Source organism: Stenotrophomonas sp. YAU14D1_LEIMI4_1 (assembly GCF_003086815.1).
GTDB lineage: Bacteria > Pseudomonadota > Gammaproteobacteria > Xanthomonadales > Xanthomonadaceae > Stenotrophomonas.
The window spans coordinates 1,161,562-1,187,449 of sequence record NZ_CP025997.1; the positions used below are offsets into that span (position 1 = coordinate 1,161,562).

The following is a 25,888-nucleotide window of genomic DNA, read 5'->3' on the forward strand; positions in this document are numbered from 1 at the left end:
ATTTTGTGGTCGTCCCGGCGGGGCCGGAAACGTGCGACGCGGTGGCCGCTGTCGTCGCCGCTATGGTAGGCAGCGCGTTGTTCGGCGGAATCACCCTGCATACGTATTCAATGGCGTTTGCAGCGTTGTAAACGATTCCAGTCTCCGCTCCCGGTAGCGCCGGGCCATGCCCGGCGATGCAGAAGTACGGGTGTTCAGTGCACCGGCGTGAAGCGGATCGCCTGGCCACCGCCCGGTGCCAGCACCAGGGTCAGGGCATCGGCGCTGGTGACTTCACGCGTCTCGCGCTTGAACGCAAACGGGTTGCTGCGGAAGTCCGCACCGTCGCCGTCGCGGTAGATCTCGGCGCGGTAGCGCACGCCCGGTTCCAGGAAGCCCAGCGACACCGGCAGCACCCGGCCGTGTTCGTCGGTGATGCTGCCCAGGAACCAGTCGCGGCTGTTGCGGTCGCGGCGCACCAGGGTCACGTAGTCGCCCACTTCGCCATCGAGCACGCGGCTCTGTTCCCAGTCCACCGCCACGTCTTCGATGAAGCGGAACGCCTCGCGGTGCTGCAGGTAATGCTCGGGCAGGTCGGCGGCCATCTGGATCGGGCTGTACAGCACCACGTACAGCGCCAGCTGGCGGGCCAGGGTGCTGGGAATGGCCTGGCCATGACGACCCTTCAGGCTGAGGATGCCGGGGGTGTAATCCATCGGCCCGGACAGCATGCGGGTGAACACCAGGTTCACTTCATGCTCGGGCGGGTTGGGCGGCTGCCCCCAGGCGTTGTATTCCATGCCGCGCGCGCCCTCGCGCGAGATCCAGTTGGGGTAGGTGCGGCGCAGGCCGGTGTCCTTGATCGGCTCGTGCGGGTTCACCGACAGGTGCCGCTGTGCGGCCTCCTGCACCACCTTCAGATGGTGGCGGGCCATGAACTGGCCGTCGTGCCACTCGCGCCACAGCGGGCCGCCGGCCGGATTGCGGCGGTCCACTTGGCCGTCATCGCAGACGTAGCCGGTCTTGAACTGATCCACGCCCAGGCGCGCATACAGGTCCAGCGCGGCGTCCAGCTGGTCTTCGTAGTGTTCGATGGCGCAGCCGGTCTCGTGGTGGCCGATCAGGTGCACGCCTTTCTTCAGACCGTAGGCCGACAGCGCTTCGATATCGAAATCGGCGGTGGCGCGGGTGAAATCGAAGTCATAGCCATTGCCCACCCACATTCCGTCCCAGCCGGGGTTCCAGCCTTCCACCAGTACACCGCGGAAGCCGTGCGCGGCGGCGAAGTCGATCACCTTCTTCGTCTTGGCGGTGGTGGCCGCATGCTTCGGGCCGGTGGCCCAGCTTTCGTTGTCCAGGTGCATCGACCACCACACGCCCAGGTACTTGGCCGGCTTCACCCAGCTCACATCACCCAGCGCATTGGGTTCGTTGAGGTTGAGGATCAGGTCCGACTCGACCAGGCCGCCGGCACGGTCGGCGATCTGCAGCGTGCGCCATGGGGTGCTGAAGGGCAGGGCGCGGCGCACCTTCCAGCGTTCGGCCGAAGGCGAAAGTTCGGCGCGCAGGCGCTGGCCTTCGGTACGGCGCAGCCACATGCCGGCGTAGTCCACCAGCGCGGCCTCGTGGATGGCCACGTGCAGGCCATCCACGCTGCGCAGGGTCATCGGCGTGTGCACCAGCGGCACCTCGCGCAGCGGCGTGCGCTGGTACAGGTACTCGTAGTGGATCGGCTCGCCGGCCGGAATCCACCACGCAGTGGAATCGGGCGCGATGGCGAACTCGGTCAGCTCGTCATCGATGATTGCCTCGCGCAGATTGGGCTGTTCGGGGAACGCATAACGGAAGCCCAGGCCGTCGTCGTAGACGCGGAACACCACGTCCACGCGGCGCTTGCTGCCGGTGCTCTCGGCCAGCTGCACGGTCAGTTCATTGAAGTGGTTGCGGGTGACGCGGCGCTCGCCCCAGGGCTGTTCCCAGGTCTCGTCCACGCTGCGCCGCCGCTCGCCCAGCTGGACGAAATCACGGTCCAGGCGGCCGTCGCGCAGCACGAAGCCCAGCTTGGAATCGTCCACCACGGGTTCGCCCAGGCGTTCCACCCGGTAGCGCGCGGTGCCGCCATCGAGCACCAGGCTGACCGCCAGCACCTTGCCCGGCGATTCCACCCGGGTGACCTGCGGCGCGGCCTGGGCCACCGCCGCCAGACCCAGCAGGGCCATGCCGAACACCGGCGCGAACATCGCGCGGACTGCAACAGAAAAAGCCGGCATTTCCCCTCCCAAGGCGCCATTGGCAGACCCGGACCATAAGCCAGCACGGCGCCCGGTCTTCACGCGATGGCCATGAATACGTATGCAACTGGACGCAGGCCACGGCGCCGCGTCTACCATGGGGCAAGGCACCTTGAGGGAGGGGCCGCGCCCGCGCACCGGTTCCGGTGGCGCGGACCCACAACGGTGCAGAGAGGGAGGGAGGTCGACGGGCGCAAGCCGGTCTGCCGCTTCGATGCTGAAGATCATTTGCCTGACGGCTGCCCTGGGGGCAGCGCTGGGAACGACCGCGCACGCGGCCGACCTGGAATTCAACGGCCGCCACGCGCGTGCCGAAACCGCTGCCAAGGGCAGCTTCGTGCTGCACGCGCCCAAGGGCGAGGTGCGCATTGCCGCCGCGCCCATGCGCAGCCAGACCGGCAGCGTGATGTTCGATGCGCTGTTCGCCCTAGCACAGCAGGAAATGGACCAGGACCGCGTGGATGCGATCCGCGATCCGGCCTTCGATGAAGGCCGCCCGGTGCCCTGCGACTGCTTCCAGACCGGCGCGCGCTGGCCGTACGTGTGGACCCGCGATGTCAGCTTCGCGGCCGACCTGGCCCTGGCGAAACTGGACCCGCAGCGCACCCGGCAGTCGCTGCAGTTCAAGTTGTCGGCGGCGCGCGATGGCCATACCCCTGGCCTGTTCGTGGCCCAGGACACCGGCTCGGGCGGCAGTTGGCCGATCAGCAGCGACCGCGTGGTGTGGTTCCTGGCCGCGCGCCATCTGCTGGATGATGCGGCCTTCGCCGACCAGGTCTGGCAGGCGCTGCAGGGCACGTTGGCGCAGGACCGGGCGATGGTGTTCGACCCGCAGATGGGTCTGTACCGCGGCGAGACTTCGTTCCTGGACTGGCGCGAGCAGACCTACCCGGACTGGACGCGCGAGAACGTGCGCTTCATCGGCGATTCCTACGCGCTGTCCACCAATGTGCTGCATTACCAGGCCCTGCGCCTGGGGCAGCAGATGGCCGCGCAGCTGGGCGATGAGCGCGCCGAGCAGTACAAGGCCTGGGCCGATGCGCTGGCGCTGCAGATCGATGCGCGCTTCTGGCGGCAGGACATGGGCCAGTACATGAGCTACATCGGCGAAGCGGCGCACCCGGTGCCGTACGCCAAGGTGGACCTGCTGGGCCTGTCGCTGGGTATCCTGGCCGACGTGCTGCCCGCCGAGCGCGCGCAGCGTGCGCTGGCCGCCTACCCGATGGGGCCGGCCGGCAGCCCGGTGGTGTGGCCGCAGGAAGCGCAGCAGCCGATCTACCACAACCGCGCCATCTGGCCGTTCGTCAGCGCCTATTCGCTGCGCGCCGCGCGCAAGCTGGACGATGCACCGCGCATCGCCGCCGAGATCCGCTCGCTGATGCAGGGCGCGGCGCTGGCCGGTTCCAACATGGAAAACTACGAACTGGTCAGCCAGGCCGTGCATGTGGACGAAGGCGCGCTGAGCGGGCCGCTGGTCAATTCCGAGCGCCAGCTGTGGTCGGTGGCCGGCTACCTGGCCATGGTCACCGAAGGGGTGTTCGGCGTGCAGGACGATGGCAGCGTGCAGCCCAAGCTGCCGGCCGCGCTGGTGCCCGAACTGTTCGGCAAGCAGCGCCGCATCAGCCTGGACGCCAACGGCAAGCGCTACGTGCTGGAGCGGCCGAAGCAGGTGGGTGATGGCCTGCTGGTGGCCGGCAAGGTGAAGACGCGCGGCACCACCACCACGGTGCAGCTGGTGGCCGCGCCGTCGCGCGCGTTGCCGGCCAGCACCGCCGATGCCAATGGGCGCGCGCCGGCCACCCCGGCCGCACCGCAGGCGCGGCGCAGCGGCAAGGGCTGGACCGTGCCGGTGGCCGAAGGCCAGGTGCTGTGGCAGGACGGCCGCGCGGTGACGGCGATCAGCAAGGGCGTGGCACGCCTGGGCGATGACGGCCTGCAGCACTGCCTGAGCCTGACCCGCCGCGAGGGTGCGCTGGAATCGCTGCACAGCCCGATGCTGTGCGTGGGCCCGCAGCAGGTGCTGCGCGGCGCGCGCCAGTGGCAGTTCACGGCCGCCAAGGCCGGGCCGGTGCGGCTGCGGCTGCAGTACAACAACCCCAATGGCCCGATCAACACCGGGGTGACCGCCGCGGTGAAGCAGCTGGCGGTGCAGTGCGCCGGCCAGCCCGCGCAGCGCCTGACGGTGACGCTGCCGCACAGCGTGGCCGCGCAGGAATCCACCGCCGCCACCTTCAGCGTGCCCAAGGGACGTTGCACGGTGAAGCTGGAAGAGGGCTTCAACATGAGCGCGCTGCAGCACTTCGCGCACTACACCGGCGGCAAGGGCGGGCGCGATGGCGTGCTCAACCAGGCCCAGGTGCAGGCGCTGAAGGTGGCGCCGGTGGCCGCAGTCGAGGGCAGCCGATGAGCCGTCCTGCCAAACCGCAGTTGTCGTTCTGGCAGATCTGGAACATGTGCTTCGGCTTCCTCGGCATCCAGTTTGGTTTTGCCCTGCAGAATGCCAATGCCAGCCGCATCTTCGAAACGCTGGGCGCGGACATGGAATCGGTGCCGGGGCTGTGGATCGCCGCGCCGCTGACCGGTCTGCTGGTGCAGCCGGTGATCGGCTACCTGTCTGACCGCACGTGGACGCGCTGGGGGCGACGCCGGCCGTTCTTCATGATCGGCGCGGTGCTGACCACGCTGGCGCTGCTGGTGATGCCCAATTCGCCCACGCTGTGGATCGCTGCCGGCACGCTGTGGGTGCTCGATGCCTCCATCAACGTATCGATGGAACCGTTCCGCGCGTTCGTGGGCGACCAGTTGGCCCCGCGCCAGCGGCCCACCGGCTATGCCATGCAGAGCTTCTTCATCGGCGTGGGCGCGATCGTGGCCAGCTTCCTGCCGTTCATCCTGGCTCACTTCGGCGTGGCCAATACGGCGGCCGCTGGCGAAGTGCCGGACACGGTGCGCTATGCGTTCTACTTCGGCGCAGTGGTGCTGCTGGCGGCGATCACCTGGACCGTGGTCAGCACGCGTGAGTATTCGCCCGCCGAGCTGGCCGCCTTCGATGACGCCGAACCACCGGCACACCACGCTGCCGCCGCAGTGAACGGCCCCGCGCCGTGGGCGCAGGTGGCGCTGTGGCTGGGCGTGGGCCTGCTGCTGGCGGTGCTGATCGCCTGGCGCCAGGGCGACAAGATGCTGTACGTGCTGGCGGGCCTGTGCGCGGGCTACGGCCTGTTGCTGGCGGTGGCCCGCTCGCTGCCGGGCACCCACATGCTGGCGGCGATCGTCGACGATCTGCGTGCGATGCCCATCACCATGCGGCGCCTGGCCTGGGTGCAGTTCTTCTCGTGGTTCGCCTTGTTTGCCATGTGGATCTACACCACGGCCGCGGTGGCCGGCACCCACTTCGGTTCCACCGATCCGCAGTCGGCCGCCTACAACGAAGGTGCCAACTGGGTGGGCGTGCTGTTCGGCGCGTACAACGGCTTTGCCGCGCTGGCCGCGCTGGTCATTCCGTTGATGGTGCGTGCCGTGGGCCTGCGCTGGAGCCACCTGGTGAATCTGTGGCTGGGCGGCGCCGGCCTGATCTCGCTGATGTTCATCCGCGATCCGCACTGGCTGCTGCTGTCGATGGTGGGCGTGGGTTTTGCCTGGGCGTCGATCCTGTCGCTGCCGTATGCCCTGCTGTCTGACAGCGTGCCGGCCAGGAAGATGGGTGTGTACATGGGCATCTTCAATTTCTTCATTGTGATCCCGCAGTTGGTCGCGGCCAGTGCGCTGGGCTTTGCCCTGCGCGCATGGCTGGGTGGCCAGCCGATGCACGTGCTGGTGCTGGGTGGCTGCAGCCTGCTGCTGGCCGGTGTGTGCGTGCTGCGGGTTCCGTCGCGTTCGGAGGTGGTGTGATGCGTGCTGTGTTGCCTGTTGCTGTCTGTGTTGCCCTGTTTGCCGGCCAGGCGGTGGCCGCGCCGCGCCCGGCGTATGTCGGCACCACCGAACCGTTCGCCAGCGATGCGGTGTACTTCGTGGTGACCGATCGCTTCGTCAATGGCGATCCGTCCAACGACCACCGCGACCAGGGTGGCAAGCACCGCACCTTTGATATCCCGGTGCCGTGCCCGGACAAGGTGGATGGCAACATCGGCTACCTGGGCGGTGACTTCCGCGGCGTGCTGGACAACGCGCAGTACATCCGCAACCTGGGCTTCGGTGCGGTGTGGATCACTCCCATCGTCGACAACCCCGACGAAGCCTTCACCGGCAGCAAGGCGATCAGCTGCACCAGCACGCTGACCGACCGCGGCAAGACCGGCTACCACGGCTACTGGGGCATCAACTTCTACAAGCTCGACGAGCACCTGCCCAGCAAAGATCTGGATTTCGCCGGCCTGAACAAGGGCCTGCACGATGCCGGCCTGAAGGTGGTGCTGGACATCGTCGGCAACCATGGTTCGCCGGCATGGACCATGCCGAAGCGGCAGCCGCAGTTCGGCCAGATCTTCGACAAGGATGGGAAGCTGGTTGCCGACCACCAGAACCTGCCGCCGCAGAAGCTGGACCCGCAGCACAACCCGCTGCACGCCTTCTACAACAACATCGGCCCGGTGGACAGCAAGGATGGTTCGATCTTCGACGGCAACCTCGCCGAGCTGTCCGACTTCAACCAGAACAATCCGGCGGTGATGGACTATCTGGTGGGGGCGTACCTGCAGTGGACCGCGCAGGGCGTGGATGCGCTGCGCATTGACACCATCGGCTGGCTGCCACACCCGTGGTGGCATGAATTCGTCAGCCGCATCCGGGCGCAGCACCCGGGCATGTTCATGTTCGGCGAAGCCTTCGATTACAACGCGGCCAGCATTGCCGAGCACACCTGGCCGGCCAATGCCAACGTCAGTGTGCTGGATTTCCCCCTGCGCGGCGCGCTGGAACAGACCTTCGGCACCGCTGGCAAGGGCTTTGAAACGCTGGCCGAACCGCTGCACCTCAGTGGTGGGCCGTACGCCAACCCGTACGAGCTGATGAGCTTCTACGACAACCACGACATGCCGCGCCTGCAGGCCAGCGACAATGGCTTCATCGACGCGCACAACTGGCTGTTCACCGCACGCGGCATTCCGGTGGTCTATTACGGTTCGGAAACCGGCTTCATGCGCGGCCGCGCCGAACATGCCGGCAACCGCGCCTACTTCGGCCAGCCGCGCGTGGACGCCGCGCCGCAGAGCCCGATCTTCGCGCCGCTGCAGCGCATCGCCAAGCTGCGCGAAGCCACCCCGGCACTGCAGCGCGGCTTGCAGGTGAACGAGCGCCTGCAGGGCGATGAAGCGGTGTTCCTGCGTGTGCTGCAGCATGGCGACGTGGCGCAGACGGCGCTGGTGCTGCTGAACAAGGGCGATGCGGCGAAGACCTTCAGCGTGGAGCGCTACCTGCAGGCCGGCACCTGGCGCGATGCGCTGGGCGGTGGCGAAGTGAAGGTGAAGGGCCGCCTGCAGACCGAGGTGCCCGCGCACGGGGTGAAGGTGTATGTGCTGGATGCGCAGGTGAAGCAGCCGGCGCTGCAGGCGGAACTGGACAAGGCCATGGCCGACCAGCAGGCGCGGGACCAGCGGCTGGGGCGTTGAGAGCGCTACCGCCCTGGTAGGTGCCAACCTTGGTTGGCACGCTTTTCGCGCAGTCGAGCAAGCTCGACTCTACAATGGGCCCCCCTGATTGCCTGCCGTCCTGCCATGACCGACCTTGCCCCGCAGACCCCGATTGAAACCCTGCTGAAGGCGGCCATGGACGGTGCCGTGCCGATCCGCGCCTTCATGGAAGCCTTCGTCGCCTCCGAGGTGGTGCTGCTGACCGGCAGCCTGGTCACCCCCGACGGCAGCGGCTTCGACCCGCTGCTGTTCGACAAGCAGGGCACCCTGCACGTGGCGGTATTCACCGACCCTGCGCGTGTGGGCATCTACAGCCAGCAGGCGCCGCACCAGATCCGCTGGCGGATGCTGGACGTGCTGCGCCGCGTACCCGGCGGCTACGGCGTGGTGATCAACCCCGGCACCCCGCTGGGTTTCGAGGTTTCCCCGAGCGGCGTGGGCGAGATCCTGAAGGACTTCGCGTAGCGTCGAGCTTGCTCGACTGCTCTGGCTTTGGTTCGTAGAGTCGAGCTTGCTCGACTGCTCTGCGCACAGCAGTCGAGCAAGCTCGATGCTACGGGCGGGGTGCGTCAGTCGAGCAAGCTCGACGCTACCGGTCACCGGTGCAGCGAGGATTCGCGCGCGACCAGCTTCACTGGAATGCTCAGGCCGTGCACCGGCTGGCCGTTGATCAGCGCCAGCAGCTTTTCCACCAGCAACTGCCCGGCCTGCTTGGTGTCCTGCTGCACGGTGGTCAACGGCGGCGATACCGAGGCGGCCAGCGGAATATCGTCGAAGCCGGTCACCGCCACGTCCTGCGGCACGCGCAGGCCGCGTTCGCGCAGGGCACGCAGCGCGCCAATGGCGATCAGGTCGCTGGCCGCGCAGATGGCATCGATCGGGCCGCCGCTGCCCAGCAGCTGCAGGCAGGCCTCGTAGCCGGAGGCTTCGGTGGTGATCGCATCGTGCTGCAGGCCGGGCTCGGCCGTCAGGCCGCGTGCCTGCAGCGCCGCCACGTGGCCGCGATAGCGCTCTTCGAATTCGGGGTAGTGGCTGGACGCGTGGCCGAGGAAGGCGATGCGGCGGCAGCCCTGGTCCAGCAGATGGGCGGTGATGTCATGTCCGCCCTGGAAGTTGTCGCTGCCGATCGATACCCCGGGCTGGCCGGGCAGGGCCGCGCCCCAGCGCACGAAATGGGTGCCCTGTTCGACCAGCCGCTGCAGGCGGTCGCGCGACTGGTGGTAATCGCCGTAGCCCAGCAGGATGATGCCGTCGGCCTTGTTGCTGTCTTCGTAGTCGGCCTGCCAGTCGGTGGACAGCTGCTGGAAGGACACCAGCAGGTCCTGCCCGTGCAGGGCGCAGGCGCGGGTGATCGAGCCCAGCATGGAATGGAAGAACGGGTTGATCAGCGAGTCATCGTTGGTGGGATCTTCGAAGAACAGCAACGCCAGCGTGCCGGCATTGCGCAGGCGCAGGCTGGAGGCGTTCTTGTCGACCTTGTAATTCAGCTCGCGGGCGATGCGCAGGATGCGCTCGCGGGTTTCCGCATTCACCATCGGGCTGCCACGCAGGGCGCGCGACACCGTGGGCTGGGACACCCCGGCCAGGTGGGCGATGTCCAGGGAAGTGGCTTTGCCTTTGATCGTCATTGTCCGGGTGGGGAAGAACGGGCGGTGCAGGACGCATGATGCCATGCGGTGGGCCCGGCCGAGACAGGCGTTGGCCCGCTCATGACCGTGCCGCATCTGCCATGGCCGTGGCTCAGGTCGCGTGCTGCGCCACTGTCTGCATCGAACCGGCCCGAATGCGCGCCGGGCGGGTCACGGCGGCCCGTAGAGCCCGGGTTCTTCAGCCGCAAATCATTGCCCTGCAACGATTTTCCCGGGTTCCGCCCGGCCCCGCTGGTCGCCGCAGGGCAGGCGCTGGCCGGTGGCGATGTTAAGATGTACCGTTCTTGCATCCCCCAAATTTCACCAAGGGTGGCCCCGGCCACGGCATGCCCGGTCACGGCGTGCTATCACTGGCGGCCTGCCCTTGGACAACGGACGAAGGTACCTATGGCGCGCGGCATCAACAAAGTCATCCTGGTCGGCAATCTCGGCAACGACCCGGACGTGAAGTACACCCAGGGCGGCATGGCGATCACCCGCATCAGCCTTGCCACCACCAGCGTCCGCAAGGACAAGGACGGCAACCAGCAGGAACGCACCGAATGGCACCGCGTGGTGTTCTTCGGCAAGCTGGGCGAGATCGCTGGCGAGTACCTGCGCAAGGGCAGCTCGGTCTACGTCGAAGGCAGCCTGCGCTATGACAAGTACACCGGCCAGGATGGCGTGGAGAAGTACTCCACCGACATCATTGCCGATGAAATGCAGATGCTGGGCGGCCGCGGTGACGGCGGCGGTGGCGGTGGTGGCGGCAACTACGGCGGCGACCGTCCACAGCGCCAGCAGGCCCCGCGCCAGGAGTACGGCGGCGGCGGCCAGCGTGGCGGCCAGGGCGGTGGTTACGGCAACCAGGGCGGTGGCAACCAGGGGGGCGGCTACGGCAACCAGGGCGGCAACCAGGGCGGCGGCTATGGCAACCAGGGCGGCAACCAGCGCCCGCAGCCGCAGCAGGCACCGCCGATGGACGACTTCGCTGACGACGATATTCCGTTCTGATCGAACGCGCGTCTGCAGCAGATAAGCAAGCCCCGCTCATGCGGGGCTTTTCTTTTTCCACGATGTCATCGCAGTGGTGCCCCGCAGCATGCGTTTTCGTGCACCGCATCTTGCAAAAAAAATAGTTCCTCCCGTATGGTGCAATCGATTGCATTGCAGCGAATCGTTTGCGTTTGCTACCGGTTGGGAGGCCGGTAAGTGGATGGCCATTCATTCAAGCGGACCGGCACCGGCGCCGGGCTTCACACGCCGGGACGCATTGCGTGTCGCATTTGCCGGGGGTGTGGGACTGGGTGTTGCCGCTGCAGGCGCGTTGCCCGTCCTCGCCGATGCTGCACCCCTCAAAGGCCGCCTGAAGCACGCTGTCGCCCGCTGGACCTTCCCGCAGTTGTCAGTCGCCCAGCTCTGCGAGACCGTGAAGGGCCTCGGCTTTGCCGCCATCGACCTGGTTGGCCCGGAGGACTGGCCCACCCTGAAGGCACATGGCGTCTACAGCTCGATGTGCAACGGCGCGGAGCTGGGCCTGACCAAGGGCTTCGCCGGCCGCGAATTCCACGATGAACTGGTGGCGCGCTACACGCGGCACATCGACTTGGTGGCCGATGCCGGCTATCGCAACCTCATCTGTTTTTCCGGCAACCGCAATGGCATGGACCCGCAGCAGGGCCTGGCCAATGCCGAAGCCGGGCTCAAGCGCATCCTCGGCCATGCCGAGAAGCGCGGCGTGGTGCTGGTGATGGAGCTGCTGAACTCCCGGGTCGATCATCCCGACTACCTGTGCGACCACTCCGACTGGGGCGTGGCGCTGTGCAAGCGGCTGGGTTCGGACAACTTCGGCCTGCTCTACGACATCTACCACATGCAGATCATGGAAGGCGACATCATCGCCACCATCGGTCGGCACCACGCCCACTTCAAGCACTACCACACCGCAGGCGTGCCTGGCCGGCACGAGATCGGCGACCAGCAGGAACTGAACTATCCGGCCATCTGTCGCGCGATCGGCGACACCGGTTTTGATGGGTATCTGGCACAGGAATTCATGCCTGCGTCGCCCGATCCCATTGGCTCTTTGCGCGAGGCGATCCGTCTCTGCGACGTCTGAAACGATATCCACCCAGGTGATAGACCCATGGCAGATAATCATTACGACGCCATCGTTGTTGGCTCGGGAATCAGTGGCGGTTGGGCAGCGAAGGAACTGACCGAGAAAGGTCTGAAGGTGCTGATGCTGGAACGCGGGCGCAACATCGAGCACGTGAAGGACTACGTCAATGCGATGAAGGAGCCGTGGGATTTCCCGCATCGCAACCGGCCGACCCAGGCGATGAAGGCGGCCTTCCCGGTGCTGATGCGCGACTACGCCCTGGCCGAGAACCTGGAAGGCATGTGGGCCGACGAACAGGACTCGCCCTACATCGAAACGAAGCGCTTCGACTGGTTCCGCGGCTACCACGTGGGCGGGCGCTCGCTGATGTGGGGGCGGCAGAGCTATCGCTTTTCCGATCTGGATTTCGAGGCGAACCTCAAGGAAGGCATCGCCACGGACTGGCCGATCCGCTATGCCGACATCGCGCCGTGGTACGACCACGTGGAGAAGTTTGCCGGCATTGCCGGCACGCGCGAGGGGCTGGACGTGCTGCCCGACGGTGAATTCCTGCCACCGATCCCGCTGAACATCGTCGAAAAGGACGTGGCCGCGCGCATCCAGAAAGCCTTCGGCGGCACGCGCCACATGATCCATTCGCGCACCGCCAACATCACAAAGCCCATGCCCGAGCAGGGCCGGGTCAACTGCCAGTACCGCAACAAGTGCATCCTCGGCTGCCCGTTTGGCGCCTACTTTTCGACCCAGGCAGCGACGCTGCCGGCGGCGATGAAGACCGGCAACCTGACATTGCGTCCGTTCTCGATCGTCAAGGAAGTGCTCTACGACAAGGACCGCAAGCGTGCGCGTGGCGTACAGGTCCTCGATGCCGAGACCGGCCAGACCTACGAGTACACGGCCAAGGTCATCTTCCTCAACGCGTCCTCGTTCAATTCGACCTGGCTGCTGATGAACTCGGCAACCGATGTCTGGGAAGGGGGCTTGGGGTCCTCGTCCGGCGAGCTGGGGCACAACGTGATGGACCATCACTTCGGTGCGGGCGCGTCGGGGCGCGTTGAGGGCTACGATGACAAGTACTACTTCGGCCGCCGCCCCTGTGGCTTCTACATCCCGCGCTTCCGCAACGTGGCGGCGGACAAGCGCGGTTATCTGCGCGGGTTCGGTTACCAGGGTGGCGCCAGCCGCAACGGCTGGTCGCGCGAGATTGCCGAGCTGAACATTGGCGCCGACCTGAAGGAGGCGTTGAGCCTGCCGGGTGACTGGCGCATCGGCATGACCGGCTTCGGCGAAATGCTGCCGCACCACGACAACACGATCCGCCTGGACCACGAGCGCAAGGACAAGTGGGGGCTGCCGGTGCTGGCGATGGACGTGGCGATGCGCGAGAACGAAAAGGCAATGCGCCGGGACATGGCGGCCGATGCCGCCGAGATGCTGGAGGCGGCCGGGGTCAAGGACGTGGAGATGCACGACAACGACTACGCCCCGGGCAAGGGCATCCACGAAATGGGCACCGCGCGCATGGGGCGCGACCGCAGGACATCGGTACTGAACGCGCACAACCAGGTCTGGGATGCGCCCAACGTCTATGTCACCGACGGTGCGTGCATGACCTCCAGTGCCTGCGTGAACCCGTCGCTGACCTACATGGCGCTGACCGCGCGGGCGGCCGATCACGCGGTGCGCGAACTGAAAGCGGGGAATCTGTGATGGACCGCCGTGAACTATTGAAGATGATCGTTGCCGCCACCGGTGCGGCCATGGTCGGCCTGCCTGCGCTGGCCAGCGGCAAGCTGCCAGCGGCCGCAGCGGGCGTCCCCTTTACCGCCGCCGAGATTGCCACGCTGGATGAGATCGCCGAAACCATCCTGCCACGCACGCAGACGCCGGGTGCGAAGGACGCAGCCACGGGCGCCTTCATGGCGCGGTTCGTGACCGACTGCTACACCGCACGGCAGCAGGCGACGTTCCGTGCCGGCCTGGCCGACATCGAAAAGCGCGCCGGCGGCAGCTTCGTCGCCCTTGCAGCCGAGGCACGCACCGATCTGCTGCGCACGCTGGATGCCGAAGCCCGCAGGCGCACAGTGGACGTGAGCGAGACCGGTACCGCCGAGACGGCGAAGGCGATGCCGCATCCGTTCACCATGATCAAGCAGTTGGCCATCTTCGGCTTCTTCACCTCCAAGCCGGGTGCAACCGAAGTACTGCACTACGTTGCCGTGCCGGGACGCTACGATGGCGACATGGCCTACGCGCCAGGCACGCCGGCCTGGGCCACCAGCTGATGGAGCATGACGGGATGATCAGATCTTTCTTGATGGCCGCAGGCGTGCTGGCGGCGGTGCCGGCGTTCGCGCAGGCCGGCGCCGAGCGCGACCCGACAAAGACCGAGGTATGGGCAGCGGTGCCTGCCGTCGCAACACCAATCGGCGCGGCGCCGTCGGACGCGATCGTGTTGTTCGATGGCAAGGATGTGTCCGCCTGGGAGGCCGAGCAGGGTGGCCGCGTGCCGTGGACAGTGGCCAACGGTGCGATGACCGTGGTGCCGGGCAGCAAGGGCATCCGCACCCGGCAGCATTTCTGCGACATGCAATTGCACGTCGAGTGGCGCAGCCCCACCGAAACGAAGGGCTTCCAGGGCCAGGACCGTGGCAACAGCGGCATCTTCCTGCAGGAGCGCTACGAGCTGCAGGTGCTCGACAGCCACGACAATCCGACCTACGCCAACGGCCAGGCCGGTTCGATCTACAAGCAGGCCATGCCGCTGGTGAATGCCTCGCGCGCGCCCGGCCAGTGGCAGGCGTACGACATCATCTGGAAGGCGCCGCGCTTCTCGGCCGGTGGTGGGCTGACGTCGCCGGCGCGCATCACCGTGCTGCATAACGGCGTGCTGGTGCAGAACGACACGGTGCTTGCAGGCCTGACCGAATACATCGGTGCGCCGTCGTATTCGCCACATGGATGCGCGCCGCTGTATCTGCAGGAACACGCATCCAAGGTCAGCTACCGCAACATCTGGGTGCGCGAGCTGTAACGCCCGCGCCTACTTCGCCAGGAAGCTGGCGATGTCATCGATCTCCTGCGCGGACAAGTGCGAGAAGGGCGGCATCAGCCCGCCGCCCTTGCTGATCTTTTCCTTGATCTGTGCAGGCGGCAGCCGCTTGCCGATGTCGGTCAGCGCAGGGAACGCGCCGGGCATGCCCGCACGATCCGCGCCGTGGCAGGCCACGCAGTTGGTCGCGTACAGCTTGGCACCGGCAGCGGGATCTTCCTTGCACCAGGCGGGGAGCACAGCGGTCGCCGTGCACAGGGTCAGGGCCAGGGTCAGGACGGTTTTCAAACGAAGCTCCTTGGCGGGCTAGCGCGACGCGCGGGCGGGCAGGCTGACAGTGAGGTGTTTACGCAGGTAGTCGGCGCCGGTCTGGATCACCTTGGCCGGGTCACGTGGCTGGTCGTGCTCGACGATGTACCACTTCACGCCCGCGTCGGCCGCGGCCGGCAGGATCGCGTTCCAGTCCAGCACGCCCTGGCCGACGGCGGCGAATCCGCCTTCGTCTTCGGCCTGGCCCTTGGCGGCGTTGTCCTTGGCGTGCACCGCGAACAGGCGGCCGCGGAACTTGCCCAGCATCACCGCCGGGTCATGGCCCGAACGCGCCACCCAGGCCAGGTCCAGCTCGGTCTGCAGGTCGGGGCCGGCAGCGTCGAACAACAGTTCCAGACCGGTACGGCCGTCGAAGTCGACCAGCTCGAAATCATGGTTGTGGTAGGCCAGGCGCATGCCCTGGGCCTGCACCTGTCTGGCGATGCGTCCCAGTTCCTGGCCCAGTGCGGTCCAGCCTGCGGCATCGCGCGGGCGGTCCTTGCTGTCCAGGTAGGGCACCACCAGCGTGGTGTTGCCGATCGCGCGGTTGAAGGCCACCGCGCCATCGAGGTCGTTGCGCAGGTCGGCCAGTGCCGTGTGCGAGGAGATCGCCTTGATCCCGTACTTGTCGAGCAGCTGCTTGAGTTCGGCCGCGCTGACGTTCTGCGTGCCCACCGTTTCCACCGCCTGCACGCCCGCGTCGTGGACGATCTTCAGTTGCTGGTCGAGCGTGCCGGCGTTGCGCAGCGTGTACATCTGCAGCGCGATGGGCTTTTCAGAGCTGCGGGTTTCCGCGGCGAACGCGGGCAGGGCAGTGAGCAGCAGCAGCGCCAAGGTTGCGATCCTTCCTGTTGATGCCTTCATCGGTGCATGCTCCCGGGATTCATTCAATGGTGGCCCAGGCGCGCGACCTGGCCGATGCGATGACGCGTTCGACGATCAGCGCCGAGCGCAGGCCGTCTTCGAAGGTGGGCAGGCCCTGCGGCCGCTCGCCATCGATGGCGCGATAGGTGTCGGCGACGAACGCCTCGAAGCACTGGGCGTAGCCCTGCGCATGGCCGGGCGGCAAGGCCGACAGCCGGCGCTGCTCGGCGCTGCCGGCGCCTGGGCCGCGCACGAAGGTCTCCTCGCGCTGGTCGGGCCGGCCGATCCACAGGCGCTCGGGATCTTCCTGGTTGAAGGCCACGCTGGCGTTGGCGCCGTCGATCTCGAACCAGAGGCGGTTGTGGCGCCCCGCCGAAACCTGGCTGACGGTCAGCGACGCCAGCGTGCCTGCACCGGTACGGAACATCGCCGTGGCCACGTCCTCGCTGGACACCGCCTGCGTGGCGCCGCCTGCGGCCGGTGTGCTGAAGCTCTGTGCGCCGCCGGCGCTGCGCTCGGCGATCACCGTCGCGAAGGCCGCGCTGACTTCGGCGAAGCGCTCGCCGCTGACCCATTCCACCAGATCGCACCAGTGCGAGCCGATGTCGGCGAACACGCGCGAGGTGCCGCCCAGCACCGGGTCGACGCGCCAGTTGTTGCTGGCAGGGTCCAGCAACCAGTCCTGCAGGTAGCTGCCGTGGATCAGATGCAGGGGGCCGATGTCGCCGGCGGCGATGCGCGCGCGTGCTTCCCGCACCACCGGGTGGTAGCGATAGACGAACGGTACCGTGGCCACCAGACCGCTGGATGCGGCCTGCGCGGCCAGCGCCTGCGCATCGGCCAGCGTGGTGGCCAGCGGCTTTTCGCAGACCACGTGCTTGCCGGCGGCCAGTGCGGCCTGCGCCATGGGCCGGTGCAGGTGATTGGGCGTGCACACGTGCACGACCTGCACCTGCGGATCGGCAACCACGTCGTCGATATCGCGGTAGGCGCGCGCAACATTCCACGCCTGCGCGACATCGCGCGCGCGCTGCGGCGTGGACGCCGTCACGCCGCGCACTTCGGCACCGGCCAGCAGGGCGGCGCGGCGATGCACCGCTGCGATCATGCCGGTGCCGACGATGGCGATTCCAAGCTTGGGCATCGACGGCGCTCCTCAGTGCGTGGTGGGCGCCGCCGCAACGGCGGGGCGGTCGCGGAACAGCAGCAGGAAGGCAATCAGCACGACCAGTGCAATGCCGGCGGGGAACAGCCAGATCTGCTGCCAGTCCGGTCCTGCGGCGGTGGTGTAGTGCTCCACCACCGCGCCGGACAGGAAGGTGCCGATCAACATGCCCACGCCGTAGGTGGCCAGGGTGATGAAGCCCTGGGCGCTGCTGCGCGCGGCCGGGCCGGCATGTGCATCGGTGTATATCTGCCCGGTGACGAAGAAGAAGTCGTAGCAGATGCCGTGCAGCACGATGCCGATGACCAGCAGGGAGAAGCCGCTGCCGGCATCGCCGAAGGCAAACAGCGCGTAGCGCAGCACCCAGGCGCCCATGCCCACCGCCAGCATGGTCTTCACCCCCAGCCGCACGAACAGGAACGGCATGGCCAGCATCAGCAGCACTTCGGACACCTGGCCCAGCGATTGCAGGCCGGCGGCGCCGTGCACGCCCAGATCGTTGAGATAGGGGTTGGTGAAGTTGTAGTAGAACGACAGCGGAATGCAGATGGCGATGGAGGCCAGGAAGAACACCAGGTAGGCGCGCGATTTCAGCAGGCGCAGCGAATCCAGGCCGAGGATCTGCCCAAGCCCGGCATCGCGTTGCTGCGCCAGCGGCGGCGTGTGCGGCAGGGTGAAGGCGTACAGGCCCAGCAGCAGCGATGCCAGCGCCGCCATCCGGAACGTCAGTTCAAGCCGGTGCGCCTGTTCCCAGCCCAGCCAGCCGATCAGCACCCCGGCGATGATCCAGCCGATGCTGCCGGCCACCCGCACCAGCGGGAACTGCTTTTCCGGCGACTGCATGTGCCGCATCGCCACGCTGTTGGCCAGCGCCAGCGTCGGCATGAACAGCAGCATGTAGCCCATCACGCAGGCGGAGAACAAACTGAAGCTGGTGGCCGTGGAGGCCAGCCACATCAGCACCGCGCCGGCCAGGTGCAGCACCGCCAGGATGCGCTGCGCGGCGAAGTAGCGATCGGCGATCAGGCCGACCAGGAAGGGGGCGACGATCGCACCGATGGACTGGCTGAGAAATGCGGTGGCCACCTGGCTGGCGCTGGCCTGCAGCGGCCCCTGCACCAGGTAGGTGCCGAGGGTCACGAACCACGCTCCCCAGATGAAGAACTGCAGAAACATCATCGCGCCCAAGCGCGACATGGCGTGCGTCATGGCTTGCCCTCCCGGGGCGGTGTCGGCTCAGATTCCCAGCATGCGGTGCAGTGATGCGGCGTCGGTGCCACTGTCGGCGAAGTCATCGAAGGCGCGCTCGGTCACCCGGATGATGTGGTCGCGGATGAAGGCGGCGCCCTCCCGTGCGCCGTCCTCGGGGTGCTTCAGGCAGCACTCCCATTCCAGCACCGCCCAGCCGGGGAAGTCGTACTGCGCGAATTTGGAGAAGATGCCCTTGAAGTCGACCTGGCCATCGCCGAGCGAACGGAACCGGCCCGGGCGATCGATCCAGTCCTGGTAGCCGCCATACACGCCGCTGCGGGCACTGGCGTGGTATTCGGCGTCTTTCACGTGGAAGATGCCGATGCGCGCGTGGTAGCGGTCGATGAAGCCCAGGTAGTCCATCTGCTGCAGCAGCAGGTGGCTGGGGTCGTACAGGATCTTGGCGCGGGGGTGGTGGTCGACCACGTCGAGGAAGCGCTCGAAGGTTGCCCCGTCGTGCAGGTCTTCGCCCGGATGGATCTCGAAACACAGGTCCACGCCGCAGGCATCGAAGGCATCCAGGATCGGGCGCCAGCGGCGGCCCAGCTCTGCGAAGGCTGCGTCCACCAGACCGGCCGGGCGCTGCGGCCAGGGATACAGGTAGGGCCAGGCCAAGGCGCCGGAGAAGGTGGCGTGTGCGGTCAGCCGCAGGCGCTGGCTGGCCTGGGCCGCCAGCAACAGCTGATCGACGGCCCAGGCCTGGCGGGCGGCAGGATCGCCGCGCTGCGCGGGCGGTGCGAACCCGTCAAACAGACTGTCATAGGCGGGGTGGACGGCGACCAGCTGCCCCTGCAGGTGGGTGGACAATTCGGTGATCTGCAGACCGTGCCCGGCCAGCATGGCGGCGACGTCGTCGCAGTAGGCCTGGCTGCGCGCCGCCTCGGCCAGATCGAACAGGTGGGGCGCGGTAGTGGGCACTTGTACGCCAGAATAGCCCAGGCCCGCAGCCCATCCGGCCAGCGTGTCCAGCCGATCAAAAGGAGCGTTGTCGCCGATGAACTGCGCCAGGAAAAGCGCCGGACCCTTGAGCGTCTTCAAGGTGATTCACCCCGCATGCAATCGATTGCATTACCCTAGCATGGGCTTTCCGCAGACCCGTTGTGCAGTGCACAGCCGCAACCAGAGCTGACGCCATGGCCACCATCTACGACATCGCAAAACACGTAGGCGTGTCGGCCGGCACGGTGTCGCGGGCCTTGTCGCGGCCGGACAAAGTGCTGCCCGCCACCCGGGCGCGCATCGAACAGGCCGCCGCCAAGCTGGGCTACGTGCCCAACACGGTGGCCCGAACGCTGAAGACCCAGCGCAGTGGCAAGATCCTGGTCACCGTGCCGGACATCGCCAATCCGTTCTTCGCGCAGATACTGCAGGGTGCCGAAGATGCGGCACAGGCCGCCGGCTACGCCGTGCTGCTGGGTGATACCCAGCACCAGCCCGATCGCGAAGAGCGCTACGCGCAGATGCTCCGGCGCAACGAGGCCGACGGCCTGATCGTGCTCGGCCATCGGCTGCCGCCCACCGCGCGCGCGATCGTGCAGGCATTGGGCGCGGCTGCGCCGGTGGTCAATGGCTGCGAATTCGATCCCGCGCTGGGCATTCCCAGCGTGCATATCGACAATGCCGCCGCTGCGCGCGCGGTGATGGAACACCTGTATGCGCTCGGCCATGAGCGCATCGCCGTGGTCGGCGGCCCGCCCGACAACCCGTTGCACCAGCAGCGGCTGGAAGGCGTGCGCGCGGCCGGCAAGGCGCGCGGCCGGCTGCGCGGCCTGAGCGTTGTCCCCGGTGATTTCTCGCTGGAGTCCGGCCATGCGGCGGCCAAGGCACTGCTTGCACGGCCGAGCGCGCCGACCGCGGTGTTCTGCTTCAGCGATCAGATGGCACTGGGTGCGCTCTCGGCCTGCCGCGATCTGGGCATCCGCGTGCCGGACCAGGTGTCCATCGTCGGCTTCGACGACCTGGCCTCGTCGCGCTTCCTGACGCCGCCGCTGACTACCGTCCGCCAGCCGATGCGGGACATCGGTGCGCGTGCGGTCAGCCTGCTGCTGGCCATCATCGAGCGCGTCGATGTTCCTCTGCAGCAGACGCTGGATTTCAGCCTGATGCTGCGCGGGTCGACGGCCGCCCCGGCCAGCGGCTGAGCGGCAGCCGCAGGGCAGGGCGCGCGACTACTTCAGGTGCGCCTGTGCACAGGCCAGTACGTGGTTGTAGTCGCTGGACATGCACTGGTAGAAATCGCGCTGGCCACCGCTTGCAGCTTCGCAGTCGGCTTCGGTGATCTGCGGCAGCAGTTCGCGCATCGGCGCGGCCATGGCCTCGTACTTCGCAGCATCGATGTAGCCGCCGGCGGCGTTCTTTGCCCCCACCTCCAGCATGGTTTCCAGCCCGTAGCGCGCGTTCTCCACCGCCTTCGGGCAGGAGAGCTCGACGTCGCTGCGCTGCACCTTCAGCAGTTCGCGGGCGATGGCTTCCACGTCGGCCTGCACCTGCGGCGGCACGGGCGTGGTATCGGCGGCGAAGCTGCTGCCGGCGGCGAGCGCAAGCAGGGGGATGCACAGCAGGCGGTACATGGAGCGTCCTTGCGGCAGGGTGGGGCGCCAGTGTGCGCCGGCCGTGCCCGCACAATCCACTACCATGGGCCACCCCGCCGGAATGCACCGCCATGAACGACGCCGTCCTTGCCCTGCCCAAGCCCCCCGCCGCGCGCATCGCCGCCTGGCTGTTGATGTTGCTGGGCATGTGGCTGGCACTGAAGCTGGGCCTGGTGGTCACCCTGCTGTCGGGCCTGCTGGTGTTCCAGCTGACCCACGTGCTGGCCAATACCGTGGAAGGCAAGCTGCCGCCGGGCCGCGCACGCGCCTTCGCGGTCATCCTGCTGTCGGCGGTCATCATCGGTGCGCTGGTGCTGGCCGGCATCGGCGTGGCCTCGTTCTTCCGCAACGAGACCGGTGGCCCGGACGTGCTGCTGGCGCGGTTGATGGACATCCTCAACACCTCGCGCCACCAGGTGCCGGCGCTGCTGCAGCCCTATATTCCCGAAGACCTGACCCGGCTGCGCGAGGCGCTGAACGAATGGGCCGCCGAACACCAGCGACAGCTGGGCGTGGCCGGTACGTCGGTAGTGCAGGTGGGCGTGCGCGTGTTGATCGGCATGGTGCTGGGCGCGATGATCGCCCTGTACGACGAATTGCCGCTGCCGAAGATGGGCCCGCTGGCGCAGGAACTGGTCGGCCGCACGACGCGCCTGGCGGTGGCCTTCCGCCAGGTGGTGTTCGCCCAGGTGAAGATCTCGCTGCTCAACACCGTGTTCACCGCGGTGTTCCTGCTGGGCGTGCTGCCGCTGTTCGGCGTGCACCTGCCGCTGTCCAAGACGCTGGTGCTGATCACCTTCCTGGCTGGCCTGCTGCCGGTGGTGGGCAACATCATTTCCAACACCGTCATCACCATCGTGGCGCTGTCGGTGTCGTTCTACGTGGCGGTGGCGGCGCTGCTGTACCTGATCGTCATCCACAAGCTGGAGTACTTCCTCAACGCGCGCATCGTCGGCGGTGAGATCCAGGCCCGTGCGTGGGAACTGCTGCTGGCGATGCTGGTGATGGAAGCGGCCTTCGGCCTGGCTGGGCTGGTGGCCGCACCGGTGTTCTACGCCTACGTGAAGCGCGAACTGCTGGACCAGCGCTGGATCTGATTCCGGCTTGGCGGACGCGTGAAATCCGCCGCGACGGACCTGCACGCCCGCCTTACCTGCGCGGGCGGACGCTGGCCGCAGACCCCAGGAGACCGAACCATGACCACGCTGACCCTGCCCGAACTGGCGAAGAAAATGGCTGGCATCGATTTTGCGATGCTGCAGACCCATGCCGCCGGCGAGATCGATGGCCGCCCGATGAGCAACAACGGCGACGTGGACTACGACGGCGACAGCTGGTTCTTCGCGCTGGAAAGCACGGACTTGGTGCGCCAGATCGAAACCGACCCGAAGGTCGCGCTGGGTTTCACCGGCAGCAAGTCACTGCTGGGAAAGCCGCCGCTGTTCGTGCACGTGAAAGGCCGTGCCTCCATCATCCGCGAACGCGCGGTGCTGGCCGAACACTGGGTGAAAGACCTGGAGCGCTGGTTCGAGCAGGGCGTGGACACGCCGGGACTGGTGCTGATCCACGTGCATGCGCAGCGCATCCATTACTGGGACGGCGAAGACCAGGGCGAGCTGGTGGTCTGAACGCCCGCGGGTAGCGCCGGGCCATGCCCGGCGGCTCAGCCCGCCACCGGCGCGACCCCATCCACCCAGTCCGCCAGCTCCGGCGCCAGCGCATGTTCCACTGCACGGCGCAGCAGGGCCGGCGCGATGTAGTGGCGGTGCACGCTGTCGATCAGCGCCATGTACAGGCGCCCGAACCGGTTGTGGGTCTGCACGCGCGAGCCCAGGCTGACCTGCACGCTGCCATCGTCGGCCAGCTGCACGCGCACGCTGCTGCGGAAGCGCAGGTGGCGATCATCTGCACCCAGCAGTACTTCGGCGCTGCGGTCCTGCGCATCCACCGTTGCATCCAGCACCGGGAAGCGGCCGGCGAACAGTCGGCTGCGATCGGTGGACAACAGCGACGACACCGGGCAGCCCAGCGGCGAGGTACGCAGGCGCAGCGGCGCCACCAGGCGGTTGCGCAGGGCCATCAACTGGACCACGCCGCCTGGAGGATTGCGCAGGAAACCGTCCAGTACATCGGCCAGCAGGGTCGATGCCGAGCGTCCCGCACATTGTTCGGGGCGCAGCTGCAGCACGGCCAGATCGTGGTAATCGCTGTGGGGCAGGGCGCGGTACAGCATGCCCTGCGTTGCCGGCGCGGCATGCTGCACCGGATAGCGCGGCGTGCTGCGTTCGACGAACCCCCGCAGCGGGCGCAGGTTGATCCGACGCAGTGGTCCCAGCAGCGCACGGGTCTGCGCGCACAGCCGCGCACACACGCTGGGCGGCGCGGCCTGCAGTGACAACTGCAGCAGGGGCGCGCTGGCCAGTGTCGCGGCGCTGGGCCAGCAGGCCTGCGGCAATACGTCGGTCAGGCTGGGGATGTCGGCCTGGTTGGCCTGCACCTGGGCGCGGGTCGCATCGCTCATCGCGCCGGCCAGTTCATTGCTGTGGCACGACAGCGCGAACAGTGCCGGGTGTGCCCGGTGGCTGGACGCGAACTGATGCCAGGTGCCGCCACCGAAGCGCACGGTGAACAGGCAATCGGGTGGAATGCGGATGCGCCGCAGGCTGCGTTGGAAGCTGGCCGGATCGGCGGCGATCTGCGCATCGCTGGCGGTGGCAAAGCGCAGCTCCGCGCCGGCGCTGCCGGCAATGGCGGTGAACATGCGCGGGCCGGCATGGCGGTGGAACGGGTGGCCGCCGGCACCCACCACGAAGCTGTACAGCGATGACGCATCGCCATGCTGCAGATGCATGCCGCCCAGCCGCGCCGACGGTTCATCCAGCGCATCGATGAAGGCCGGATGGTGGCGCTGGCGTTGCCCGGCGTCGTTCACCAGCGCATCGCCGGCACCGATGCCGAGCTGGGCGATCAGCATCACCTCGATGGGGCCGGCGCCCTCCTGGGCGGGCAGTTGGACACCTGGAAACGAGCGGCTGTTGCGGGTCGAACCAGGCATCGTCGTGCTCCTATCAGCGGGCAGGGGACTTGCGGCGTGCGCGGGCTTCGCGCTTCAGCGGGCCACCGACCGGACACACTTCGGCTGCCCAGGAAAACAGGGTGTTGGCCAGGCGCTCGGGCACCTGGCGGAAGTACACGAACTGCCCGCGCTTCTCGCGTTCGATCAGGCCGGCGTCTTCCAGGATGCGCAGGTGGCTGGACAGGGCCGGCTTGCTGAAATCGAAGCGCTCGGCCAGCTCGCCCGCGCTCAGTTCGCCGGCACTGAGGTAGGCCAGGATCTGCCGGCGGGCGCCGGAGGCGAGGGCTTCGAAGATGCGGTCCATGGGGGCGTTAATTAACCAATTCGTTAATTGATGATCCTGCGCGGCCGCGGCGGTGTCAAGCCGGGGCTGGCATTGCACTGCGCCCCCGGCTTTTGCCATCCTCCCCGCAGTTTTCCCATGATGGAGTTGCGATGCGCCCGGTGCCCTGGTTGATGGCGGGTCTGTTGCTGCCCGCGCTGGCCGCGGCGCAGCCGGCGCGCGCGCCGAAGGAGGCGGCGGCCACCCAGGACCCCTTCAGCGAACTGTTCGACACGGCCTGCATGCAGCACATCGGCGCGCCGGCCCGGCTGCAGGCGCTGATGGATGCCAACGGCCTGAGCCCGCTGCCGCCGGCCGAGGCCGCCACGCTGCTGCAGGGGCAGGGCGGGGTGGCCTGGATGGTGCCGCTGGCCAGTGGTCGCTACGCGGTCAGCTGGGCCGACGATGGCACCTGCACGGTGTATGCGGAGAAGGCCGAACCGGCGGTGGTGCAGAAGGGCTTCGCACGGCTGATGCAGGCCGCGCCGAAGCCGCTGCAGGTGCGTTCGCTGCCCGGCCGCGGGCCGCTGTCGGCCGACCAGGTGGCGATCCAGTACGGCTGGGCCACGCCCGGGGAAAGCGCATTGCGGGTGCGCTTCCGCCTGGTCACCCGGCAGGCGGCCGAAGCCGGCGTTCAGGCCATGGCCTCGGCCACGCCGGGCGAAGCCATGCGCCAGGACACAACGCCGCCAGCGGTCGCCAAGTAGCGGTTCAGCCACCCCGACACGGATGTGGTATATCGTTTATCGATAAATCCACCGGGCAGGTGATCTGCCCCATTCCGGAGGCTGCTTGACCGCTCGTTCTGCCCGCGCCCGACCTGCGCGCGGTGTATTCACCCTGGCCCAGACCGCCGTGCAGGCGGTGCGGGCAATGTGCTGGCTGGGCATCCTGGCCGCGCTGCTGGCGGTGCCGCTGGTCGCCTACGACCGCCGCTGGCTGATGGATACCGTGCACGACGCCACGGCGGCCGCCCTGCATGGCAACGACCTGTTCCTGCATTTCTGCCTGGGCCTGGGCACCATCGTGGCGCTGCTGGTGCTGTGCCTGGTGTTCCTGCGGCACCTGGCGCGGCTGCTGCGCTCGGCCGCGCGTGAGCGCCCGTTCAACCACGCCAACGCGCTGCGCCTGCACCGCATGGCCTGGCTGATGCTGGCCATGGAAACCCTGTCGATCATCATCGGCATCTACGCCAGCTGGATGGGGCCGGATTTCGCCTGGATGGAAGTGGGCGGTGGCATGTCCATCACCGGCCTGCTGGCGGTGCTGATGCTGTTCGTGCTGGCGCGCGTGTTCGCCGTGGGTGCGGCCATGCGCGATGACCTGGACAGCGTGATCTGATGGGCGCGCACTGATGGCGATCATCATCACCCTGGATCGCATGCTGCAGGCGCGCGGCATGACCCTGTCCGAGCTGGCCGGGCGCATCGACATCACCCTGGCCAACCTGTCCATCCTGAAGACCGGCAAGGCCCGCGCCATCCGCTTTTCCACCCTGGATGCGATCTGCCGCGAACTGCAGTGCACGCCGGGTGACCTGCTGGGGCACGACCCCAGACAGGCCCAGCAGGACGACTGAGCGCTGATGTTTCTTCCCCCACTACTGAACAA

At 67.6% G+C, this 25,888-nt stretch carries 25 protein-coding genes; 15 read left to right on the forward strand and 10 right to left on the reverse strand.

The window, feature by feature from the left end; genetic code table 11:
- Nucleotides 1-194: 194 nt before the first annotated feature.
- The gene (locus C1932_RS05375) at nt 195-2,249 is read right to left on the reverse strand and encodes a glycoside hydrolase family 97 protein (RefSeq protein ID WP_108761449.1); all 2,055 of its coding nucleotides are present in this window, start codon (nt 2,247-2,249) and stop codon (nt 195-197) included.
- A gap of 235 nt (nt 2,250-2,484) precedes the next feature.
- Between C1932_RS05375 and C1932_RS05380 the strand changes: the two genes are divergently transcribed.
- From C1932_RS05380 to C1932_RS05395, 4 genes are all read left to right on the forward strand, one after another.
- Nucleotides 2,485-4,677, forward strand: coding sequence for a Six-hairpin glycosidase-like protein (locus tag C1932_RS05380; protein ID WP_108761450.1), 2,193 nt, complete (start codon nt 2,485-2,487; stop codon nt 4,675-4,677).
- Entirely contained in the window at nt 4,674-6,161 is a 1,488-nt protein-coding gene (locus tag C1932_RS05385) for an MFS transporter (RefSeq protein WP_108761451.1), read from the forward strand. The genes C1932_RS05380 and C1932_RS05385 overlap by 4 nt, the downstream gene beginning before the upstream one ends.
- A complete protein-coding gene (locus C1932_RS05390) occupies nt 6,161-7,876 on the forward strand; it encodes an alpha-amylase family glycosyl hydrolase (RefSeq protein WP_108761452.1) in 1,716 nt (571 codons plus the stop codon). The genes C1932_RS05385 and C1932_RS05390 overlap by 1 nt, the downstream gene beginning before the upstream one ends.
- Nucleotides 7,877-7,981: 105 nt before the next feature.
- Nucleotides 7,982-8,362 (forward strand): SseB family protein, encoded by a 381-nt coding sequence (locus C1932_RS05395; RefSeq protein WP_108752423.1) that lies wholly within the window; start codon nt 7,982-7,984, stop codon nt 8,360-8,362.
- A gap of 131 nt (nt 8,363-8,493) precedes the next feature.
- Here C1932_RS05395 and C1932_RS05400 read toward each other — a convergent pair whose 3' ends face one another.
- Nucleotides 8,494-9,525: a LacI family DNA-binding transcriptional regulator gene (locus tag C1932_RS05400; RefSeq protein ID WP_108761453.1), complete on the reverse strand. Its 1,032-nt coding sequence runs from the start codon at nt 9,523-9,525 to the stop codon at nt 8,494-8,496.
- Between the two features lie 408 nt (nt 9,526-9,933).
- Between C1932_RS05400 and ssb the strand changes: the two genes are divergently transcribed.
- The 5 genes from ssb to C1932_RS05425 all read left to right on the forward strand — a co-directional run bounded on the left by ssb (nt 9,934) and on the right by C1932_RS05425 (nt 14,681).
- Complete coding sequence (ssb, locus tag C1932_RS05405) at nt 9,934-10,539, forward strand: single-stranded DNA-binding protein (RefSeq protein WP_108761454.1); 606 nt, start codon at nt 9,934-9,936, stop codon at nt 10,537-10,539.
- Between the two features lie 202 nt (nt 10,540-10,741).
- Complete coding sequence (locus tag C1932_RS05410; RefSeq protein ID WP_108761455.1) at nt 10,742-11,644, forward strand: TIM barrel protein; 903 nt, start codon at nt 10,742-10,744, stop codon at nt 11,642-11,644.
- A 27-nt stretch (nt 11,645-11,671) separates the two neighbouring features.
- Nucleotides 11,672-13,357, forward strand: a complete 1,686-nt coding sequence (locus C1932_RS05415) for a GMC family oxidoreductase (protein ID WP_108761456.1) — start codon at nt 11,672-11,674, stop codon at nt 13,355-13,357.
- Nucleotides 13,357-13,932, forward strand: coding sequence for a gluconate 2-dehydrogenase subunit 3 family protein (locus tag C1932_RS05420; RefSeq protein WP_108761457.1), 576 nt, complete (start codon nt 13,357-13,359; stop codon nt 13,930-13,932). Before C1932_RS05415 ends, C1932_RS05420 begins: the two co-directional genes overlap by 1 nt.
- Nucleotides 13,932-14,681 carry a DUF1080 domain-containing protein gene (locus C1932_RS05425; RefSeq protein ID WP_199912009.1) on the forward strand — a complete coding sequence of 250 codons (750 nt, stop codon included), beginning with the start codon at nt 13,932-13,934 and terminating at the stop codon, nt 14,679-14,681. Before C1932_RS05420 ends, C1932_RS05425 begins: the two co-directional genes overlap by 1 nt.
- A gap of 9 nt (nt 14,682-14,690) precedes the next feature.
- Here C1932_RS05425 and C1932_RS05430 read toward each other — a convergent pair whose 3' ends face one another.
- Genes C1932_RS05430 through C1932_RS05450 form a run of 5 tightly spaced genes read right to left on the reverse strand, consistent with a single transcriptional unit; the run spans nt 14,691 to nt 19,326 of the window.
- The gene (locus tag C1932_RS05430) at nt 14,691-14,969 is read right to left on the reverse strand and encodes a cytochrome c (protein ID WP_108754747.1); all 279 of its coding nucleotides are present in this window, start codon (nt 14,967-14,969) and stop codon (nt 14,691-14,693) included.
- Between the two features lie 36 nt (nt 14,970-15,005).
- A complete protein-coding gene (locus tag C1932_RS05435; protein ID WP_108761459.1) occupies nt 15,006-15,872 on the reverse strand; it encodes a sugar phosphate isomerase/epimerase in 867 nt (288 codons plus the stop codon).
- Nucleotides 15,873-15,891: 19 nt separating this feature from the next.
- Entirely contained in the window at nt 15,892-17,016 is a 1,125-nt protein-coding gene (locus tag C1932_RS05440; protein WP_108761460.1) for a Gfo/Idh/MocA family oxidoreductase, read from the reverse strand.
- Nucleotides 17,017-17,028: 12 nt separating this feature from the next.
- Nucleotides 17,029-18,246 carry a nucleoside permease gene (locus tag C1932_RS05445; protein ID WP_108761461.1) on the reverse strand — a complete coding sequence of 406 codons (1,218 nt, stop codon included), beginning with the start codon at nt 18,244-18,246 and terminating at the stop codon, nt 17,029-17,031.
- Between the two features lie 27 nt (nt 18,247-18,273).
- Nucleotides 18,274-19,326 (reverse strand): sugar phosphate isomerase/epimerase family protein, encoded by a 1,053-nt coding sequence (locus C1932_RS05450; RefSeq protein ID WP_108761462.1) that lies wholly within the window; start codon nt 19,324-19,326, stop codon nt 18,274-18,276.
- 95 nt (nt 19,327-19,421) lie between these two features.
- Between C1932_RS05450 and C1932_RS05455 the strand changes: the two genes are divergently transcribed.
- Entirely contained in the window at nt 19,422-20,429 is a 1,008-nt protein-coding gene (locus C1932_RS05455; protein ID WP_108761463.1) for a LacI family DNA-binding transcriptional regulator, read from the forward strand.
- A 27-nt stretch (nt 20,430-20,456) separates the two neighbouring features.
- On the opposite strand, the gene C1932_RS05460 is transcribed toward C1932_RS05455, so the two are convergent.
- Nucleotides 20,457-20,858 carry a hypothetical protein gene (locus C1932_RS05460; protein ID WP_108752435.1) on the reverse strand — a complete coding sequence of 134 codons (402 nt, stop codon included), beginning with the start codon at nt 20,856-20,858 and terminating at the stop codon, nt 20,457-20,459.
- Nucleotides 20,859-20,950: 92 nt separating this feature from the next.
- Here C1932_RS05460 and C1932_RS05465 point away from each other — a divergent pair, with 92 nt between their 5' ends.
- Together C1932_RS05465 and C1932_RS05470 are read left to right on the forward strand one after the other, a co-directional pair.
- Nucleotides 20,951-21,976 (forward strand): AI-2E family transporter, encoded by a 1,026-nt coding sequence (locus C1932_RS05465; protein ID WP_108752436.1) that lies wholly within the window; start codon nt 20,951-20,953, stop codon nt 21,974-21,976.
- A 99-nt stretch (nt 21,977-22,075) separates the two neighbouring features.
- Nucleotides 22,076-22,507 (forward strand): pyridoxamine 5'-phosphate oxidase family protein, encoded by a 432-nt coding sequence (locus C1932_RS05470; protein WP_108761464.1) that lies wholly within the window; start codon nt 22,076-22,078, stop codon nt 22,505-22,507.
- Nucleotides 22,508-22,542: 35 nt separating this feature from the next.
- On the opposite strand, the gene C1932_RS05475 is transcribed toward C1932_RS05470, so the two are convergent.
- Nucleotides 22,543-23,934, reverse strand: a complete 1,392-nt coding sequence (locus C1932_RS05475; protein ID WP_108761465.1) for a DUF2867 domain-containing protein — start codon at nt 23,932-23,934, stop codon at nt 22,543-22,545.
- A gap of 13 nt (nt 23,935-23,947) precedes the next feature.
- Nucleotides 23,948-24,259, reverse strand: coding sequence for a metalloregulator ArsR/SmtB family transcription factor (locus tag C1932_RS05480; RefSeq protein WP_108748880.1), 312 nt, complete (start codon nt 24,257-24,259; stop codon nt 23,948-23,950).
- Between the two features lie 131 nt (nt 24,260-24,390).
- Between C1932_RS05480 and C1932_RS05485 the strand changes: the two genes are divergently transcribed.
- The 3 genes from C1932_RS05485 (at nt 24,391) to C1932_RS05495 (ending at nt 25,856) form a co-directional block, all read left to right on the forward strand.
- Nucleotides 24,391-24,984 (forward strand): hypothetical protein, encoded by a 594-nt coding sequence (locus C1932_RS05485; RefSeq protein WP_108755644.1) that lies wholly within the window; start codon nt 24,391-24,393, stop codon nt 24,982-24,984.
- 166 nt (nt 24,985-25,150) lie between these two features.
- The gene (locus tag C1932_RS05490) at nt 25,151-25,618 is read left to right on the forward strand and encodes a DUF2975 domain-containing protein (protein WP_108748882.1); all 468 of its coding nucleotides are present in this window, start codon (nt 25,151-25,153) and stop codon (nt 25,616-25,618) included.
- A gap of 13 nt (nt 25,619-25,631) precedes the next feature.
- Nucleotides 25,632-25,856 (forward strand): helix-turn-helix transcriptional regulator, encoded by a 225-nt coding sequence (locus C1932_RS05495; RefSeq protein WP_108761466.1) that lies wholly within the window; start codon nt 25,632-25,634, stop codon nt 25,854-25,856.
- The last annotated feature ends 32 nt before the right edge of the window (nt 25,857-25,888 follow it).